Genomic DNA, 16,214 nt, shown 5'->3' on the forward strand with positions numbered 1-16,214 from the left:
AGGAGGAAATGATATGGCTTCAGCTTCACAAAAAGGAGCACCCGCTGGCGATCCGATGTCGATTCGCAATATTATCGCGCCGCTCATCGCCATAATAGTCGGTATGTTTATGGTTATTTTGGACGGTACCGCAATGAATGTCGCTATGCCTGGATTAATGGCTGATTTCAAAAGCTCCATGTCTCTCGTTCAATGGACGATAACGGGCTACGCGCTTGCGCAAGCCGCCGTTATTCCGCTTGCTGGATGGATGTCCGACCGATTCGGGGCGAAACAGGTTTTCTTGTTCTCGATCATTATGTTTACGCTCGGATCGGGTCTATGCGCTCTTGCCACAACAGCAGAGCAGCTTATCGTATTCCGGATCATCCAAGGTCTTGGCGGCGGTATGGTTGCACCAATCGCTATGGCCTTTACCTTTAGACTAAGCCCTCCGGGCAAGCAAGGCGCGGTGATGGGCATGATCGGTATTCCGATGCTTCTGGCACCTGCTCTTGGCCCTGTTGTGGCCGGCTGGCTCGTAGATTATGTATCTTGGCATTGGATCTTTATTATCAATCTTCCGATCGGCGTAGTTGCTGTTATCGTCGGACTTCGCACATTGCCTAATGTCGAACGGAAACGCGTACCCGCTCTTGATTTCTTAGGTATCATTTTTGCGCCTCTGGCGTTCGCCATGCTTGCTTACGGCGTAAGCTCAGCTGGCGGCGGAGAGGGCGGAGCAGGCAGCGGCTGGACTTCACCAGCAGCATTGACGGGTATGATCGTTGGCGGTATCGCGCTAATTATATTCATAATCGTGGAGCTTAGCCGTAAAGAACCATTGCTTGAGCTTCGCGTTTTCAAATCAAGCAATTTCACCCGCGGTATCGTTTTGCAATGGATCGTACAAATCGCTTTATTCGGTACGTTGTTCCTTGTTCCCATTTTCCTGCAAATCGCCAAAAACTACTCTGCATTTGAAACGGGTCTAATCCTGCTTCCGCAAGCAGTTGCAGCAGGTATATTCATGCCGATCGGCGGTAAGCTGTTTGACCGTTTTGGAGCGCGTCCCGTCGTCATTACCGGCTTAGCTATCGTTACGTTTGCAGGCATCATACTTAGCCAAATTTCTGCGGATACGACTATTCTTACGCTTATGATACCACTTTCCATGCTTGGCGCGGGCATGGGCCTGTCGATGATGCCGCTTAATACGCACATCATGCAGTCAGCTCCTAAAGAGCTTGTTAGCCGTGTAACCTCTTTAACAGCAGCAGCACAGCAGGTAATGACCTCCTTCGCAATCGCCGGCTTGTCGACTATACTGGCCAGCAGAATAGAACACTACAGCACAACAAATCCAGGACCAAACGTCATCTATTCCTCCTATGGGGATACGTTCTTCATCCTAGCTTCCGTTTCAATCGCTGGCGCCATTGTCGCATTATTGCTTCGCAGACCGAAACAAGAGCAAAGCACGAATCCGGAAGAGAAGCCTGAAGTGTCCATGATGATGGGTCATTAACCGCTCTTACTTACCAGCTGCTCTATAAAAAAGACTGCTTTCAAATCGTCTCTGACGACCTGAGAGCAGTCTTTTTTTAACGGTTAATCTATGATTTCTGCGATATCGCCGTTTTTCACGCCCGCCGCATTCGCTTCATCGGTATCGATATGCATATCGAGCGCAAATTGCTCGGATACGCGCGCGACTACATTTTCGAATACGACGCCGCGCTCACCGGCAAAGCGAACTTTGAGCGACTGCTTGTCTGCTATGCCAAACCGCTCAGCATCGCTCGTGTGGAAGTGTATATGCCTTGCCGCTACGATTACGCCCTCTTCTATTGTTACCTCGCCGGCAGGCCCTTGGAGCTTAATGCCAGCTGAGCCTTTCGTGTCGCCGGATTCCCGTACAGGTGGATTAACGCCGAGCGCAAATGCATCCGTACGCGATACCTCGAGCTGAGTCTGCTTACGGGCAGGACCGAGAATTCTTACTTTAGCGAAACTCCCTTTTGGTCCGACAACAGCGACCGTTTCATTCGCTGCATATTGACCCGGTTGGGATAGGGGCTTCATTTCCGTTAACTCGTAACCTTGGCCGAACAACAGCCCGACATGCTCCTGTGATAAGTGAATATGTCTTGCGGATACGCCGATTGGTACTTCTCTATTTATCATGCTGTCACTCTCCTGCTATGTAATAATCGACCTGCCGCTCCAGTCGATTGAAAAAGCATACGGCCTATCGGCCGTATGCTGGTCATACCGCTTATTTAAATTCGGCAACAAGCTTCCCGAATTCTTCCGGGGTAATCTTGATGTTCTGCTTAGACAGACCCTCAGGCTTGAAGCCGGTCACGAGATCCTCGTAGGACTTACGCGTTTTATTCTGATAAATAAGACCAGTGAGCATGCCGTTCGTTTCCATGATCTTGTTCATCGCTTGCACGCGGTTCGATGGATCGTAGTCCGGGAATTGCTCCAGGTTGACGATATTTTCTTTGAACCAGTCGTAAGTATTAATTTTGTTGAACGTAACGCATGGGCTGAATACGTTGATAAGGGAGAAGCCTTCATGGTTGATCCCCTCTTCAATTAGCCTCGTCAACTGCTTCAAATCGCTGGAGAACGATTGGGCAACGAACGTCGCGCCTGCGGACAATGCAATTTCGAGCGGCGAAAGCGTCGACTCAATCGAGCCTTCAGGCGTCGATTTCGTTTTAAAGCCCTCGGCGCTGCGCGGCGAGGTTTGACCTTTCGTCAATCCGTAAATTTGGTTATCCATCACGATATAGGTGACGTTCAGGTTACGGCGAATGGCGTGAACCGTGTGACCCATGCCGATTGCGAACCCGTCTCCGTCGCCTCCGGATGCGATAACCGTTAGTTCGCGGTTAGCAAGCTTAACGCCCTGAGCGATTGGAAGCACACGACCATGTATGCCATGGAAGCCATATGCATTAATGTAGCCGGAAATCCGTCCGGAGCAGCCGATACCCGAGATGACCGCAAGCTGCTCAGGCTCTAACCCTACGTTAGCAGCCGCACGTTGAATTGCCGCTTGAATGGAGAAATCTCCGCAGCCTGGGCACCAGTTGGGCTTTACATTATTTCTAAACTCTTTGAATGTTGCCATCTAAACTCAACTCCTTACAAGCTTTGTGAACGTCGGAAGGCAAGAACGGATTGCCGTCATATTTAAGCAAGCTTTCTATTTTATCTGCAAAGCCTGCGTTCATTTTGATTTGGGCTGCTAGCTGACCCGTAGCGTTGTTCTCGATGACGATCACTTTTTTCGCATTTTGCAAGTAAGGAAGCAGAAGCTTCGTAGGGAACGGGTGAATTTGGCGAATCGTTATGTGGTTTGACGATATCTGTTCCTGCGCAAGCAGGCTCCTAGCCTCGTCTATCGTACCACCGGTCGAACCCATGCCGATAATAAGCAATTCCGGCGTATCAAAAGGCGCGTCGACGCGGATTGCGTCACGAATATACATATCGTTCAGCTTGCCAAGCCGCTTATCCATCATGTTCTGACGGTTCAATGCATTTTCCGAGGGACGCCCCGTCTCATCATGCTCAACGCCTGTTACGTGATGCAGACCGCCCTTCTCGCCAGGCAAGACGCGAGGGGAGATGCCGTCCTCCGTAAGCTCATACCGCTTAAACAAATCATGGCCTTCAAGAGCAGGTACATTTTCGACCAGCTTGCCGCGCTTGATTTCAATTTTATTGTAATCCAGTTCTTCACATGATTGCTTACCAAGCGATAGCTGCAGATCCGTCATCAAAATAACCGGAACTTGGTATTGTTCAGCCAAGTTAAAGGATTCAATCGTATCGTAGAAGCAGTCTTCAATCGATGCCGGCGCGATAACGACTTTCGGAATTTCCCCATGCGTACCGTAAACCATTGCATTCAGGTCTGACTGCTCTTGCTTTGTCGGCAATCCAGTCGATGGACCGCCCCGCTGCGTATTCACGATCACAAGCGGTGTTTCCGTCATGCCAGCAAGACCGATCGCCTCCATCATTAGCGAGAGGCCAGGACCCGCGGATGCCGTCATCGTGCGAACGCCTGCATAGTTTGCGCCGATTGCCATTGTTACCGCTGCAATTTCATCCTCGGTTTGTACGACCGTACCGCCGAATTTAGGAAGCTTCTTGATCAGATATTCCATGATCTCGGAAGCAGGCGTAATCGGATAAGCGGCCATCAGACGGCAGCCTGCCGCTATAGAGCCAAGACCGATAGCCTCATTGCCGATCATGAACAGCTTCTGCTGCCCGTCAGCCTCATCAAGCTTGAACTCATCCAGCGGTCCGCCCGCTTGCTCCAGCACAAACTCAGCACCGCGTTTAACCGCTTCAATATTCTTCTCAACGATAGCTGCGCCTTTGCGTCCGAACTCTTCTTCAACCGCTTTATTGAATACTTCCAGCGGCAGTCCAAGAAGCGCCCAGGATGCGCCTGAAGCAACCATGTTTTTCATTAATGACGTGCCCAGCTCCTCAGCCATTGCTGTAATAGGAACGGCAAACAATCTTGCTTCTATACCTTCTGGTATGGTTGGATTAAATTTAGCATCAGCGACAATAACGCCGCCGAGACGAAGTTCCTTTGCATTCAGATCGATACTTTCTTGGTCAAATGCAACTAGAATATCCAAATCATCCGAAATAGCGCGAATCGGTTTCGTACTAATGCGTATTTTATTATTAGTATGTCCGCCCTTGATCCTCGAGGAAAAGTGTCGATATCCATATAAATAATAACCCAAGCGATTAAGCGCCGTGGAAAAGATCCGGTCCGTACTTTCGACGCCTTCGCCTTGTTGTCCCCCGATCTTCCAAGACAATTGACTGATCAAAATGCCCAACTCCTCTTTTTCTAGAACGTGCAAATATTCATATCATCAAGCAATTATATAATATAAGTCATAACAGTCACAACAATTTTAAAACTCACACTAACAAAAATCAAGATGTAAACGCTTAAACAAAACATAGTTTGTTTCGATTGTTTCCATACCGCAAATAGATCGAACAGCCCTTATGCAATCGGGAGGCTCTTTCTCAAAAAACGAAGTGCGTTCCCAGACATAAACTGCTCGGTTTGCCGCTCGGAATACCTTTTCAGCAGCGCTTCCTGAAGCGAGAAAAGCTCTCCTGGATGCGTTAATCCTTCTATATAACGATCAATTCCATCAAAATCAGAGCCGAGCATTATATGGGATTCTCCGCCAAGCTCACAGATATGCTCGATATGACGAAGCAAATCATCGATGACTACGACCTCCGCGTTCGATACAAACCAGGGAACGAATGTGACCCCGATCAGCCCTTGCTTCGCAATTAATTTCTCAATCTGGGCATCTGTTAAATTTCTCGGATGATCACATATCGATCTTGCATTGGAGTGAGAGGCGATAATTGGTCTTTGCGAGAGCTCGGCCACCTCCCAAAACGCCCGCTCGGACAAATGGGATACATCTAATAGTATATCCAATTTATCACATTCTTCTACAAACATTCTGCCTTTTATTGACAAGCCTCCGCCGCGCGGCTCCATAGCACCGTCTGCAGCCCAGTTCGCATGATTCCAGGTCATTCCCGCTGCGCGAATGCCTAATCGATGCATGGTCCGAAGCAGAGACATTTGACCTTGAAGTCCATCGACACCTTCCAGCGACAAAAGCGCTCCGATTTTTCCGTCCCGGATACAATCGTCTAAATCCTGAGCCGTTCTTACCCAAATCATGTCCTCGCACGATAATACCATTTGGTGAAAGCGATCCACGCTCTCCAAAACAGGCTCTAATCTTCCGTTCATAGATTGCGGTATGTAGATCGCGAATGTTTGCAGAACAGTTCCTGCTGCCTTCAGGCGCTCGTATGTAACATCTAAACGGCCAGCCTTGCTTCCTTGAAAATTTAAATCCTCATCAAGCAGCAGCTTGCAGAGCACATCGCAATGAAAATCGACTACTTTCATAGAGACACCTCACCATTTGTTTGACTCGCAGCAAAAAAACCTGTCTACGACGTAAACAGGCGAACCCTCTCCTTTTATCCAATTGGCTGATGCATTAGCGCCGCTTGGACTTGCTACCGAGGCTCAACAATCAATTTGATTGCTGTTCGATCCTCCCCGTCAATAACAATGTCAGTAAAAGCCGGTATGCAAATTAAATCCACCCCGCTGGGAGCGACAAATCCGCGAGCAATCGCGACTGCTTTGATCGCTTGGTTTAACGCACCAGCACCAATGGCCTGCAGTTCCGCACCGCCACGTTCACGAAGAACGCCTGCGAGCGCACCTGCAACGGAATTTGGATTGGACTTTGCTGAAACTTTTAATACATCCATAAAAAAGTACCTCCCCTTGGACTGTTGGATGGATTCCACTTTTAAATAGTATTCGAGGGAGATTAAAAAATTCCTGCTTTTATTCCACTTATTCACAAACTGTTCTGAATTGTCGGAACTTTTCAAAGATTCCAAGCATTACATCAGAAGCCATTCGTCCTCTGTGAGACGGATTTTCTCAATTTTGCGCGCTTGTCCCGTTGCTTCATCGATCTGAACGGAAATAGCATGCAAATGCCATTTTCCTTCATCCACCACAAAACGGACCGGCAGCTGCGTAATAAATTTATGCAATACTGCATTGCGCTCCATGCCTAGTACGCCTTCCTTAGGACCAACCATGCCAACATCGGTTATGTAAGCCGTTCCTCCAGGCAAAATCGTATCGTCATTCGTTTGTACATGCGTATGTGTTCCAAGCACAATCGATGCTCTGCCGTCCAGATGCCAGCCCATCGCGATCTTCTCCGAGGTTGCTTCCGCATGAAAATCAACCAAAATGTTTGGCGTGTGCTCTCTAGCCTCTTCGATCAGCTCATCTGCCTTGCGGAAAGGGCAATCGATCGGCGGCAAAAACGTACGGCCTTGCAAATTGATAATGGCCAGCTGTTTTCCTCCGGCTTTGATAAAGGCCATGCCTTGTCCAGGAGCGCCTTCTGCATAATTCGCCGGGCGAACAAGGCGGGGTTCGTCATCGATCCATTCAAAAATATCTTTATTATCCCACGTATGGTTACCCATCGTTATGCCATGAATACCCCATTCGAAAAATTCCTTCGCAATTGTTGCCGTAATCCCTCTGCCTGCAGCCGCATTCTCGCCATTTGCAATGATTATATGAGGGTTATATTTACTTTTAAGAGCTGGCAGCACACGCTTTAAAGCACTTCTTCCTACGTTCCCTACGATATCGCCGATAAATAATACATTCATGTCATTACACTTCCTTTTTTGTACGCCTGCAAACAGAAAAGTGGCTAACAAGCAGCCACTTTTCTGTAAAGCTGATATTTTTTTGTTGATTACTTTGCATATTCAACCGCGCGTGTTTCCCGAATAACCGTGACTTTAATATGACCCGGATAATCGAGTTCGCTCTCGATTTTTTTCGTAATATCTCGTGCGAGGCGGAATGCTTCCGTATCGTCGATTTTTTCTGGCTGCACCATGACGCGCACTTCGCGGCCAGCTTGGATCGCATACGATTTCTCAACGCCTTCAAACGATTCGGAAATGTCTTCAAGCTTCTCCAGTCGTTTAATGTACGTTTCAAGCGTTTCGCGACGAGCCCCCGGACGTGCAGCCGATAATGCATCAGCCGCTCCTACGAGCATCGCAATAACAGAAGTCGCTTCCGTATCACCGTGGTGGGAGGCAATACTGTTAATAACGACAGGATGCTCCTTGTATTTCTTAGCAAGCTCAACACCGATTTCAACGTGTGAGCCTTCCACTTCGTGGTCCAGCGCTTTACCGATATCATGCAGCAATCCTGCACGCTTTGCCAGCGTTATATCTTCGCCAAGCTCTGCAGCCATCAAGCCAGTCAAGTAAGCAACCTCCATGGAGTGCTTCAATACGTTTTGACCATAACTTGTCCGGTACTTCAATCGACCTAAAATCTTAATTAAATCCGGATGCAAGCCATGAACGCCAACCTCGAAAGTAGCTTGCTCACCATATTCACGGATTCGCTCGTCCACTTCTTTACGAGATTTTTCAACCATTTCTTCAATGCGGGCAGGATGGATACGACCGTCAGCCACAAGCTTTTCCAAAGAAGTGCGGGCAATCTCGCGTCTTATCGGGTCGAAACCAGACAAAATGACCGCTTCCGGTGTATCGTCGATAATGAGATCGATACCAGTCAATGTTTCCAAAGCTCGGATATTTCGGCCTTCACGCCCAATAATACGGCCTTTCATTTCTTCATTCGGCAATGTTACGACGGAAACCGTCGTCTCAGCCACATGATCAGCCGCACAACGTTGAATAGCGAGTGATATAATATCACGGGCTTTCTTGTCGGCCTCTTCTTTCGCTTGCTGCTCGATCTCTTTAATCATCTGTGCTGTTTCATGTCGTACTTCCTGTTCAACATTGGATAAAATGATCGATTTCGCGTCTTCCGTTGTCAGACCCGATATGCGTTCCAATTCACTAAGCTGCTGCTTGTAAATGGAATCAATCTGCTCTTGCGTTTCTTCGATCCGTTTTTCTTTGTTGGCTACAGTTTCTTCTTTGCGTTCTAGTGCTTCTAACTTTTTATCCAGCGACTCCTCTTTTTGGAGCAAACGTCTTTCCTGACGTTGAGCCTCGTTGCGTCGTTCACGAATGTCTCTCTCAGCTTCGGAACGAAGTTTGTGGACTTCATCTTTTGCTTCTAGCACGGTTTCTTTCTTCTGAGCTTCCGCTTCTTTCTTCGCATTTTCTACGATTTGGACAGCAGCTTGCTCAGCGCTTGAAATTTTGGCCTCGGCAATCGACTTTCGAATAAAATAACCAATCCCAAAGAAAATTGCGCCAACAAAGAGACAGATCAAGATCCAAATGACCTCATTAGGCATCTGTTTCACCTCCTTGCTGCATACACCAAGGCACTGCTTGGGATGATATTAGGTTTTCAACCGGCTACAAACCGTTTCAACATTTACTAATTTGACGAAAATAATCGTTTTGAATCAACTTTTGGAAGGAAAATTGATTCAAAATTGAAGGAATACAACCTCATTTTATCGTTTCGTAAAATCAATTGTCAAGCAAAAGCCCATCATCTTCCTCGAATACATCGTCTTCCCCATTCAGATCGATCGACTTTAGCGCTTCCTTCACGATATCTCCTGGAAAGCCTCTACGCATTAAATAGCCCATTAGCTTGCGCTTTCGGTCTACCGGCTCTCCTTTTAAAGAGCGCCATTTCTTTTCAGCAGCCTTTTTTGCTGACGCCAGCTCTACCTTGCGGTCTAATGAATCGGTTGCTTCCGCTGCGGCTTCTTTCGACACGCCTCGCAGCTGCAGCTCCTGTTTGATAAAGCGACGCCCCTTCAAGCTGTTTCTAAGCCGGCCGATAGCAAACATACGTGCATATTGTTCATCATCCACAATATGCTCCCTTTCTAAACGGTCAAGCGCATATTGAATATTGTCAGCCTCAAACAATTTGCGATTTAAATATTGCTCGATTTGCTTTCTTGTTCGCGGCTTTGCGCCCAAATAAGCGATGGCCAGCACATAAGCACGGTACCGTTCATCTTCCATTCGTATTTCTTCCATTTGAACTTCCGTTAATATTTGCCCCTTCGTCAGTCGGAAACGGATCAATATGTCTTCATGCACCGATAGCATCGCTTTCTCAGAATCAGCAAAGAGATGATACAATTTTCGTTCCTTCTTGTCCTGTCGAACAGATAAGATCATCCATTCTTCGACATCGCTTAGATTGCTATGGACCACACTGTACATCCTCTCTAAACACAGCATCGCCGCCCCTAATGGGACGGCGAAGCATCAGTAAGTATATGATCAAATAAATTTATTCCAGATCTTCGAATTCCTCGTCGTCTTCTTCCTCAGCCTTAAAGTTAGCCTGAGTTGCTGCAGCCGACAGGTTGCTCGCTTCACGAATCTGCTTTTCGATGACTTCAGCGATATCCTTGTGATCCTTCAAATACTGCTTCGCATTCTCGCGGCCTTGGCCAAGGCGCTCCCCATTATAAGAGAACCATGCTCCGCTCTTCTGCACAATATCCATCTCTACGCCCATATCGACAAGCGTACCTTCTCTGGAAATTCCTTCGCCGTACATAATGTCGATCTCCGCTTGCTTAAACGGAGGAGCAACTTTGTTCTTAACGACCTTAATACGGGTACGGTTACCGACCATATCATTACCTTGCTTCAATGTCTCGATACGGCGTACGTCAAGACGTACACTGGAGTAGAACTTCAAAGCGCGTCCGCCTGGCGTTGTCTCGGGGTTACCGAACATAACGCCTACTTTTTCACGCAATTGGTTGATGAAGATCGCAATCGTCTTCGATTTGCTGATTGCCCCCGAAAGCTTCCGCAAAGCCTGTGACATCAGACGTGCTTGAAGACCTACGTGAGAATCACCCATATCGCCTTCAATTTCCGCTTTCGGTACAAGCGCCGCAACGGAGTCAATTACGACGATATCAACAGCGCCACTGCGTACGAGTGCTTCAGCGATTTCCAAGGCTTGCTCGCCCGTATCAGGCTGTGAAAGCAAAAGTTCATCAATATTAACACCAAGCTTGTTTGCATAAAGCGGATCTAGCGCATGCTCTGCATCGATAAAAGCAGCTTGTCCGCCAATTCGTTGAACCTCTGCAATTGCATGAAGTGCAACTGTCGTTTTACCGGAAGATTCCGGTCCATATATTTCAATAACACGTCCACGCGGCAAGCCGCCTATTCCTAATGCGATATCTAGAGCAAGGGAACCGCTAGGCACGGTCTCTACCTGCATGTGTGTGGATTCTCCTAATTTCATGATGGAGCCTTTACCAAATTGCTTCTCAATTTGACGCAAAGCCATTTCTAGTGCAGCGCGACGATCCGACAAGAAACTCACATCCTTCTTTATTTATAATGTTATGATACCTTTTTTCCGATGGGATGACAAGCATTTTTTCGAACATACATTCGCCTTTTGTTTCCCCATCAAATGGACATAAAAAAACCGCAGCAAAGTAATCTTCGCCACGGTTCTTCCGGTAACTATAATTAATTATAACCTGAAAGTCGACATTTGACAAATATTATTTATTTTATCGAATTTCCTCGGAAACGGTAGACTTCAGCCATTCGATATCGTTTCCTTAACGCCCTTGCAGCGCCAGCCATAGACGATATAAAGCAACCTTGACGGCACGCAGCCTAATCATGCTTCTGCCTCCGCTTAGGTTCAAGGTATGAACGACGGCCTTCTTGCCGCGCTCTGCGATACCTACATAAACAAGCCCAACAGGCTTGCCCTCGGATTCTGACGGTCCCGCAACTCCTGTCAAGGAAACGCCAAAATCAGCGTCCGCAAGTTCTCTGACCCGCTCCGCCATCAATGCAGCAGTCGAATCGCTAATGGCGCCGGGCGCACCTTCCCCCTCAAGCTGCGTCATCGGAATGCTAAGCAAATGATGCTTCATTATATTGGTGTAGGTGACAACCCCTCCTACATACTCTCCACTGCTTCCAGGAACGTTTGTAATAAGTTCGGCAAACAAACCCCCGCTGCAGCTTTCCGCGCTCGCCAGCTTGCGCCTTGAGGCTCTCAGCAGGTGTACAACCTCTTCTTCGATCGGGATATCCTGTTGTGCGTATAAATGCTCGCCTACACGTTCCTTGATCTTCTCGAGCGTTTTATCGATTTTCTGATCCGCTTCATTAGGTGTGCCCGCTTTGGTGGATACCCGAATGGAAACCTCGCCTTCCTTCGCATAAGGGGCAATGGTTGGGTCTACCTGACCGTCAATCAAATCAAGCAGCTTCGCTTCTAGGTTCGACTCTCCAATCCCCGCGAATTTCAGTATCCGCGAATAAAGCGGCTTTGTCTCCCCCAGCACGGAACGCAGCCATACCTCGCCAGCGCCATCCATCATCGGCTTCATTTCGCGCGGCGGCCCTGGAAGAAGCAAATACAGAGTGCCGTCTACAGACAAACCGTTGCCTACGGCTAGTCCCGTCATATTTTCGAGCGGCTCACCGCCCTCGATCATTAACGCCTGCCGGCGGTTGCTTTCGACCATATGGATGCCGCGTGAGCTGAACATTTCCTCGATTTGCGCCATCGAAGGCTCGTGAATAATGAGCTTACGGTTCAAATATTCTGCTAAAACATCCTTCGTAAGATCATCCTGCGTCGGTCCGAGTCCCCCCGTAAAGACTAGCAAATCAGCCCGGCTTCTTCCTATTTCTATCGCTTGCCGCAGCCGCTCAGAATTGTCTCCGACAACCGTTTGAAAATAAACGTCGATACCTAATCCGGCAAGCTTCTGTGACAAAAATTGCGCATTCGTATTTACGATTTGGCCGAGCAGCAGCTCCGTTCCGACCGCGATGATTTCTGCTTTCATAATTTTGGGTTCCCTCCGCCTTCATAAGTAAGTTTAACCGTAAGCAAATATACAAAAGCATCTCTCCGTTTATAGGAAAGATGCTTTGACGTTATTCTACCGGAATCAAATGCTTGTTCTTCACGAAATAATCGATGCCTGAGTAAACCGTAATGGCGGCTGCCACCCAGCTAGCGACAACATCGAACGGAAAGTCAATGAAATTGAATGGAAAGTTATTGATCAAGAGCGCGATAATCATTGTAATTTGAATAGCCGTCTTCCATTTGCCCCATTTGCTGGCAGCCATTACGGAGCCTTCAAGAAGCGCTACCTGACGAAGACCCGTTACCGCGAATTCTCGGCTAATGATAACAATCGCAATCAAAGCGTTCAGCTTGTCCATTTCGACAAGCGAAATAAGTACAGCAGCTACAAGCAGCTTATCCGCCAAAGGATCGAGCAGCTTGCCGAGGTTCGTTACGATTTTGTTCTTGCGCGCAATGTAGCCGTCTAGTCCGTCTGTGCTTGCCGCCACAATAAAAATGAGTGCCGCTGCGATTTGATTGTATGTAATGGAGAAGTCCGAGATGCTGAACGACCCCAAATCCACTTTAATAAGCAGAAAAAACATAATAACCGGCACCAAAAATATTCTGGCAAGAGTAATGCGGTTCGCCAGATTCACGCAATTCCCTCCTTAGATCGATCTAACTCATTGGTGTGCGTTACGGGAACCCTTTGTTCGATAATAAAACCGGATTTTATTTCCAGCTGCGGATCAGTAGCTAAGCAACCTTGAGTTAATGCATTTGTACTCTCTTTCATCTATGTATCCCCCAGATCCTTCCCTGAAGCTATCTAACCAAGTATAATACATGCTATTACACGTGTCAAAAGCGGCAAAAGCCTCATTTTGGAGCTGCGGCTGCAGCAAAAACGAAAAGCCCCGTTTCTCGAATTCCGATGAAACGAAGCTTCATTATTACGATGAGCGATAATTAGTAAATTGAAGCTCAACAGGTAAGTCTGCTTCTCTCAGCAGCTTCATAACCGCTTGCAAATCGTCAAGACTTTTACCCGATACTCTTATCTGATCGCCTTGAATTAAGCTCTTTACCTTCAACTTCGAATCACGAATTAAAATATTGATTTTTTTCGAAACATCCTGTTCTATGCCTTGTCTTAGCTTAATACGCTGACGAACGGTATTGCCCGATGCGCCTTCAATTTTACCGTAATCCAAGTTTTTGATCGGAACGCCTCGTTTTACCATTTTGGACAATAATATATCAAGAACGTTTTTTAGTTTATAGTCATCGTCTGAAGCGACTACCAGCTCTTCTTTCTCAAGTGCAATGGAGCTCTTGCTGCCCTTAAAGTCAAAACGCGTTTCTATCTCACGTTCCGCTTGCTTAATGGCGTTCGCTAATTCTTGCATGTCTACCTTGGATACGATATCAAAAGCATTTTCTGAAGCCATTTAAAACCTCTCCTTTGTTACTGTAATCATTATTCTGTTTTCACTTGATCGGCGCCTGCTCCGACACCTGTCCCGGTTCCGGTACCAGTGCCTGTTTCAGTGCCTGGTTGAGCATCAGTCCCCGTGCCTGTTTCAGTACCTGCCCCGGTACCTGTGCTTCCGTCAGCTGCCGGAGTTCCGTCACTAACGGGTTTAAGCAGCAGTTTTTTTGAGCCCGCCCGATCGCCGTCCGGCACAAGCACGCCATCCACTTTTATTTCCGTCAGATCGGATCTGCCCACATTGATGTAGATAGGTCCGGTAAGATCATAGGATTCGACAGTTCCATCCTCAGCATTTGCCGAGTAAAGCTTCTCTCCTTTATTGCTGCCCGAGCGAACCTCCAGCCAGCTTCTTCCGCCAGCTACTTTAACTTCAACCTTATGGATGGTGCCTGCAGGTCCAATATCATATTGGTCAGCCTTCCCCACCTTGCTTCCGAATGTAACAGTAGTCGGCGCTTGTGTTGGTGTAGGAGAAACGGGCGGGGTAGTCGGTGTGCTCACGTTCCCTGTACCTGTGGCATTATCCTCCGTATCGATTACCGGCGGTTCGGAGGCTTCCGTTATATCCGTGCTATTATCAACCTGTTTAGGAGCGTCAGAGTCGCTATTGATGACATACACCCATATGACGACAACGATCAAAATAAGAAAGGACCACATCATGACATTGAAACCGATTTTGCCAAGTCTCTCTGACGATTGTGACTTCACCCGACGTGGCGATCTTGCCACAATAGGCTCTGAAATTTGCTCAACCGGTGCAGCAGGCACCTCATGCTGATACAAACGAAGCACTTCGTCAGGATCTAGTCCTACAGCTTCTGAGTAATTTTTCACAAATGCCCGAACATAAAAAGGACCGGGCAAAACCCTGTGATCTCCACTCTCAATCGCTTCCAAGTACCGTTTTCTTATTTTTGTCGTTTCTTGAATATCATCTAGCGTTAAGCCGCGCTGGTCCCTCGCCTTACGAAGCAATTCACCTAAATCAGACATGAGACGGCCTCCTTCCAATTAGAAATCGTCTGTATAGTTTGCTGTGAAAGATTCATACGATATTTCCTCATCTGGCGTATTGCGTAGTTCAACAATAATGTCAAAATGGCTGTAATCGAAATTAGATTCCTTAATGAATATATCCGGGTGCTCAATTACTTTCGTCGATGGCATGGCCATAATTTCCTGCAGCAAGCCGTGATGCTTCTCATTCGAGCGAATGGTGCTTACGATTCCGTCAATAATAAAAATATTGTTCGGCTGCATCTCGTCATCAGACAGCTGACTTCTAACCGTTTGCCGAAGCAAAGTAGAGGACACGAATGTCCACCGTTTGTTTGAGCATACGCTGCCCGCTATGATAGATTCCGTCTTGCCTACTCGAGGCATCCCCCGTAATCCTATAACCTGATTTCCGTCTCGCTTAAACACTTCACCTAAAAAGTCGACTAATATACCGAGCTCATCGCGCGTAAAACGGAATGTTTTGCGATCGTCCGAATCACGCTCGATATAACGCCCATGACGAACCGCCAAAATATCGACGATCGTTGGCGTTCTTAGTTTATTTACTGTAATATTATCAACCTTTTGCAGCATTTTGCCAAGCAGCTCGATCTTCTCGTCGTCATTGGTTTGAAGAAGCATGCCCCGTGTCCGATCTTCAACACCGTTAATGGTCATAATATTGACCTCAAGCATACCTAGCAAAGAGGCGATATCTCCGAGTAAACCCGGGCGGTTCTTATGTATTTTATATTCCATGTACCACTGTTTTGATTCCAAAACTGTCACCGTCCTAAACCTGTTGTTATAGAAGTATGTAAATGATGGATATGTTCGTCATAAAACATAATTCTACAATTTTCGTCACAATCCTGCAACCCAAAAAGAAACATTGCAGAAAAGCCTCCTATTGGGAGGCTCTCCTGCTTCTGCTTCTGTTGACGAAAATATCGTCTCCGTACGGGGGCAGTTAAGATTTTTGAACGAGCTTGACCATCAAGCAGGAAAGCGCTTTTCGTTCACTCTCGTCACCAACATCCCATAGCTCCTTCAACACGCGTTCTTCCTCATTTTTCGGATCAACCTTCTCTTCGAGAAAAGAACCGATTTCGAAAGCTAAAGATGAAATTGTTTCTTCCGACATCCCCATCTTTTTCGCTTGCGATACTCGGTCCGCCAAAAAATGCTTCCATGTTGCAAAATTAGTAAGGACAGTTGACATGTTCCTTCGCCTCCTACAGATATAGAAAAGAATCA

The 16,214-nt window shown here is 47.2% G+C and carries 17 protein-coding genes; 1 reads left to right on the forward strand and 16 read right to left on the reverse strand.

Annotated elements, in window-relative coordinates; genetic code table 11:
• The first annotated feature begins 13 nt into the window (after positions 1–13).
• Complete coding sequence (locus AC0YNZ_RS00720) at positions 14–1,507, forward strand: MDR family MFS transporter (protein WP_475824848.1); 1,494 nt, start codon at positions 14–16, stop codon at positions 1,505–1,507.
• Between the two features lie 83 nt (positions 1,508–1,590).
• Here AC0YNZ_RS00720 and pduL read toward each other — a convergent pair whose 3' ends face one another.
• The 16 genes from pduL to AC0YNZ_RS00800 all read right to left on the reverse strand — a co-directional run bounded on the left by pduL (position 1,591) and on the right by AC0YNZ_RS00800 (position 16,179).
• Positions 1,591–2,166, reverse strand: a complete 576-nt coding sequence (pduL, locus tag AC0YNZ_RS00725) for a phosphate propanoyltransferase (RefSeq protein WP_475824849.1) — start codon at positions 2,164–2,166, stop codon at positions 1,591–1,593.
• A gap of 91 nt (positions 2,167–2,257) precedes the next feature.
• Positions 2,258–3,124: a 2-oxoacid:ferredoxin oxidoreductase subunit beta gene (locus tag AC0YNZ_RS00730; protein WP_475824850.1), complete on the reverse strand. Its 867-nt coding sequence runs from the start codon at positions 3,122–3,124 to the stop codon at positions 2,258–2,260.
• Positions 3,102–4,859, reverse strand: coding sequence for a 2-oxoacid:acceptor oxidoreductase subunit alpha (locus AC0YNZ_RS00735; RefSeq protein ID WP_475824851.1), 1,758 nt, complete (start codon positions 4,857–4,859; stop codon positions 3,102–3,104). Before AC0YNZ_RS00735 ends, AC0YNZ_RS00730 begins: the two co-directional genes overlap by 23 nt.
• A gap of 182 nt (positions 4,860–5,041) precedes the next feature.
• The gene (locus tag AC0YNZ_RS00740) at positions 5,042–5,983 is read right to left on the reverse strand and encodes a dipeptidase (protein ID WP_475824852.1); all 942 of its coding nucleotides are present in this window, start codon (positions 5,981–5,983) and stop codon (positions 5,042–5,044) included.
• A 113-nt stretch (positions 5,984–6,096) separates the two neighbouring features.
• Positions 6,097–6,357 carry a stage V sporulation protein S gene (locus tag AC0YNZ_RS00745; RefSeq protein ID WP_006036664.1) on the reverse strand — a complete coding sequence of 87 codons (261 nt, stop codon included), beginning with the start codon at positions 6,355–6,357 and terminating at the stop codon, positions 6,097–6,099.
• A gap of 138 nt (positions 6,358–6,495) precedes the next feature.
• Positions 6,496–7,290, reverse strand: a complete 795-nt coding sequence (locus AC0YNZ_RS00750; RefSeq protein WP_475824853.1) for a TIGR00282 family metallophosphoesterase — start codon at positions 7,288–7,290, stop codon at positions 6,496–6,498.
• 89 nt (positions 7,291–7,379) lie between these two features.
• Positions 7,380–8,924, reverse strand: a complete 1,545-nt coding sequence (gene rny / locus AC0YNZ_RS00755) for a ribonuclease Y (RefSeq protein WP_475824854.1) — start codon at positions 8,922–8,924, stop codon at positions 7,380–7,382.
• A gap of 181 nt (positions 8,925–9,105) precedes the next feature.
• The gene (locus AC0YNZ_RS00760) at positions 9,106–9,810 is read right to left on the reverse strand and encodes a RecX family transcriptional regulator (RefSeq protein WP_475824855.1); all 705 of its coding nucleotides are present in this window, start codon (positions 9,808–9,810) and stop codon (positions 9,106–9,108) included.
• Between the two features lie 79 nt (positions 9,811–9,889).
• Entirely contained in the window at positions 9,890–10,942 is a 1,053-nt protein-coding gene (gene recA / locus AC0YNZ_RS00765) for a recombinase RecA (protein WP_475824856.1), read from the reverse strand.
• Between the two features lie 256 nt (positions 10,943–11,198).
• Positions 11,199–12,449 carry a competence/damage-inducible protein A gene (locus AC0YNZ_RS00770; RefSeq protein WP_475824857.1) on the reverse strand — a complete coding sequence of 417 codons (1,251 nt, stop codon included), beginning with the start codon at positions 12,447–12,449 and terminating at the stop codon, positions 11,199–11,201.
• 91 nt (positions 12,450–12,540) lie between these two features.
• Entirely contained in the window at positions 12,541–13,116 is a 576-nt protein-coding gene (gene pgsA, locus AC0YNZ_RS00775) for a CDP-diacylglycerol--glycerol-3-phosphate 3-phosphatidyltransferase (RefSeq protein ID WP_475824858.1), read from the reverse strand.
• A complete protein-coding gene (locus AC0YNZ_RS00780; protein ID WP_475824859.1) occupies positions 13,113–13,256 on the reverse strand; it encodes a hypothetical protein in 144 nt (47 codons plus the stop codon). The genes pgsA and AC0YNZ_RS00780 overlap by 4 nt, the downstream gene beginning before the upstream one ends.
• Positions 13,257–13,413: 157 nt before the next feature.
• Positions 13,414–13,911 carry a YajQ family cyclic di-GMP-binding protein gene (locus tag AC0YNZ_RS00785; RefSeq protein WP_475824860.1) on the reverse strand — a complete coding sequence of 166 codons (498 nt, stop codon included), beginning with the start codon at positions 13,909–13,911 and terminating at the stop codon, positions 13,414–13,416.
• A gap of 29 nt (positions 13,912–13,940) precedes the next feature.
• On the reverse strand, positions 13,941–14,951 hold the full coding sequence (locus tag AC0YNZ_RS00790) for a RodZ domain-containing protein (protein WP_475824861.1): 1,011 nt from the start codon (positions 14,949–14,951) through the stop codon (positions 13,941–13,943).
• Between the two features lie 18 nt (positions 14,952–14,969).
• Positions 14,970–15,737, reverse strand: a complete 768-nt coding sequence (locus tag AC0YNZ_RS00795; RefSeq protein WP_475824862.1) for a DUF3388 domain-containing protein — start codon at positions 15,735–15,737, stop codon at positions 14,970–14,972.
• A gap of 190 nt (positions 15,738–15,927) precedes the next feature.
• Positions 15,928–16,179 (reverse strand): DUF3243 family protein, encoded by a 252-nt coding sequence (locus AC0YNZ_RS00800; RefSeq protein WP_475824863.1) that lies wholly within the window; start codon positions 16,177–16,179, stop codon positions 15,928–15,930.
• Between the last annotated feature and the right edge of the window lie 35 nt (positions 16,180–16,214).

It is taken from the genome of Paenibacillus sp. J2L1-98 (assembly GCF_056269405.1).

Excerpts from the sequence above, each read along its gene's own strand:
- AC0YNZ_RS00745 (WP_006036664.1), bottom strand. The coding sequence starts at position 6,357 with ATGGATGTATTAAAAGTTTCAGCAAAGTCCAATCCAAATTCCGTTGCA.
- AC0YNZ_RS00770 (WP_475824857.1), bottom strand. The coding sequence starts at position 12,449 with ATGAAAGCAGAAATCATCGCGGTCGGAACGGAGCTGCTGCTCGGCCAA.
- AC0YNZ_RS00780 (WP_475824859.1), bottom strand. The coding sequence starts at position 13,256 with ATGAAAGAGAGTACAAATGCATTAACTCAAGGTTGCTTAGCTACTGAT.
- AC0YNZ_RS00785 (WP_475824860.1), bottom strand. The coding sequence starts at position 13,911 with ATGGCTTCAGAAAATGCTTTTGATATCGTATCCAAGGTAGACATGCAA.
- AC0YNZ_RS00740 (WP_475824852.1), bottom strand. The coding sequence starts at position 5,983 with ATGAAAGTAGTCGATTTTCATTGCGATGTGCTCTGCAAGCTGCTGCTT.
- rny (WP_475824854.1), bottom strand. The coding sequence starts at position 8,924 with ATGCCTAATGAGGTCATTTGGATCTTGATCTGTCTCTTTGTTGGCGCA.
- AC0YNZ_RS00750 (WP_475824853.1), bottom strand. The coding sequence starts at position 7,290 with ATGAATGTATTATTTATCGGCGATATCGTAGGGAACGTAGGAAGAAGT.
- AC0YNZ_RS00720 (WP_475824848.1), top strand. The coding sequence starts at position 14 with ATGGCTTCAGCTTCACAAAAAGGAGCACCCGCTGGCGATCCGATGTCG.
- pduL (WP_475824849.1), bottom strand. The coding sequence starts at position 2,166 with ATGATAAATAGAGAAGTACCAATCGGCGTATCCGCAAGACATATTCAC.
- AC0YNZ_RS00790 (WP_475824861.1), bottom strand. The coding sequence starts at position 14,951 with ATGTCTGATTTAGGTGAATTGCTTCGTAAGGCGAGGGACCAGCGCGGC.
- AC0YNZ_RS00730 (WP_475824850.1), bottom strand. The coding sequence starts at position 3,124 with ATGGCAACATTCAAAGAGTTTAGAAATAATGTAAAGCCCAACTGGTGC.
- AC0YNZ_RS00800 (WP_475824863.1), bottom strand. The coding sequence starts at position 16,179 with ATGTCAACTGTCCTTACTAATTTTGCAACATGGAAGCATTTTTTGGCG.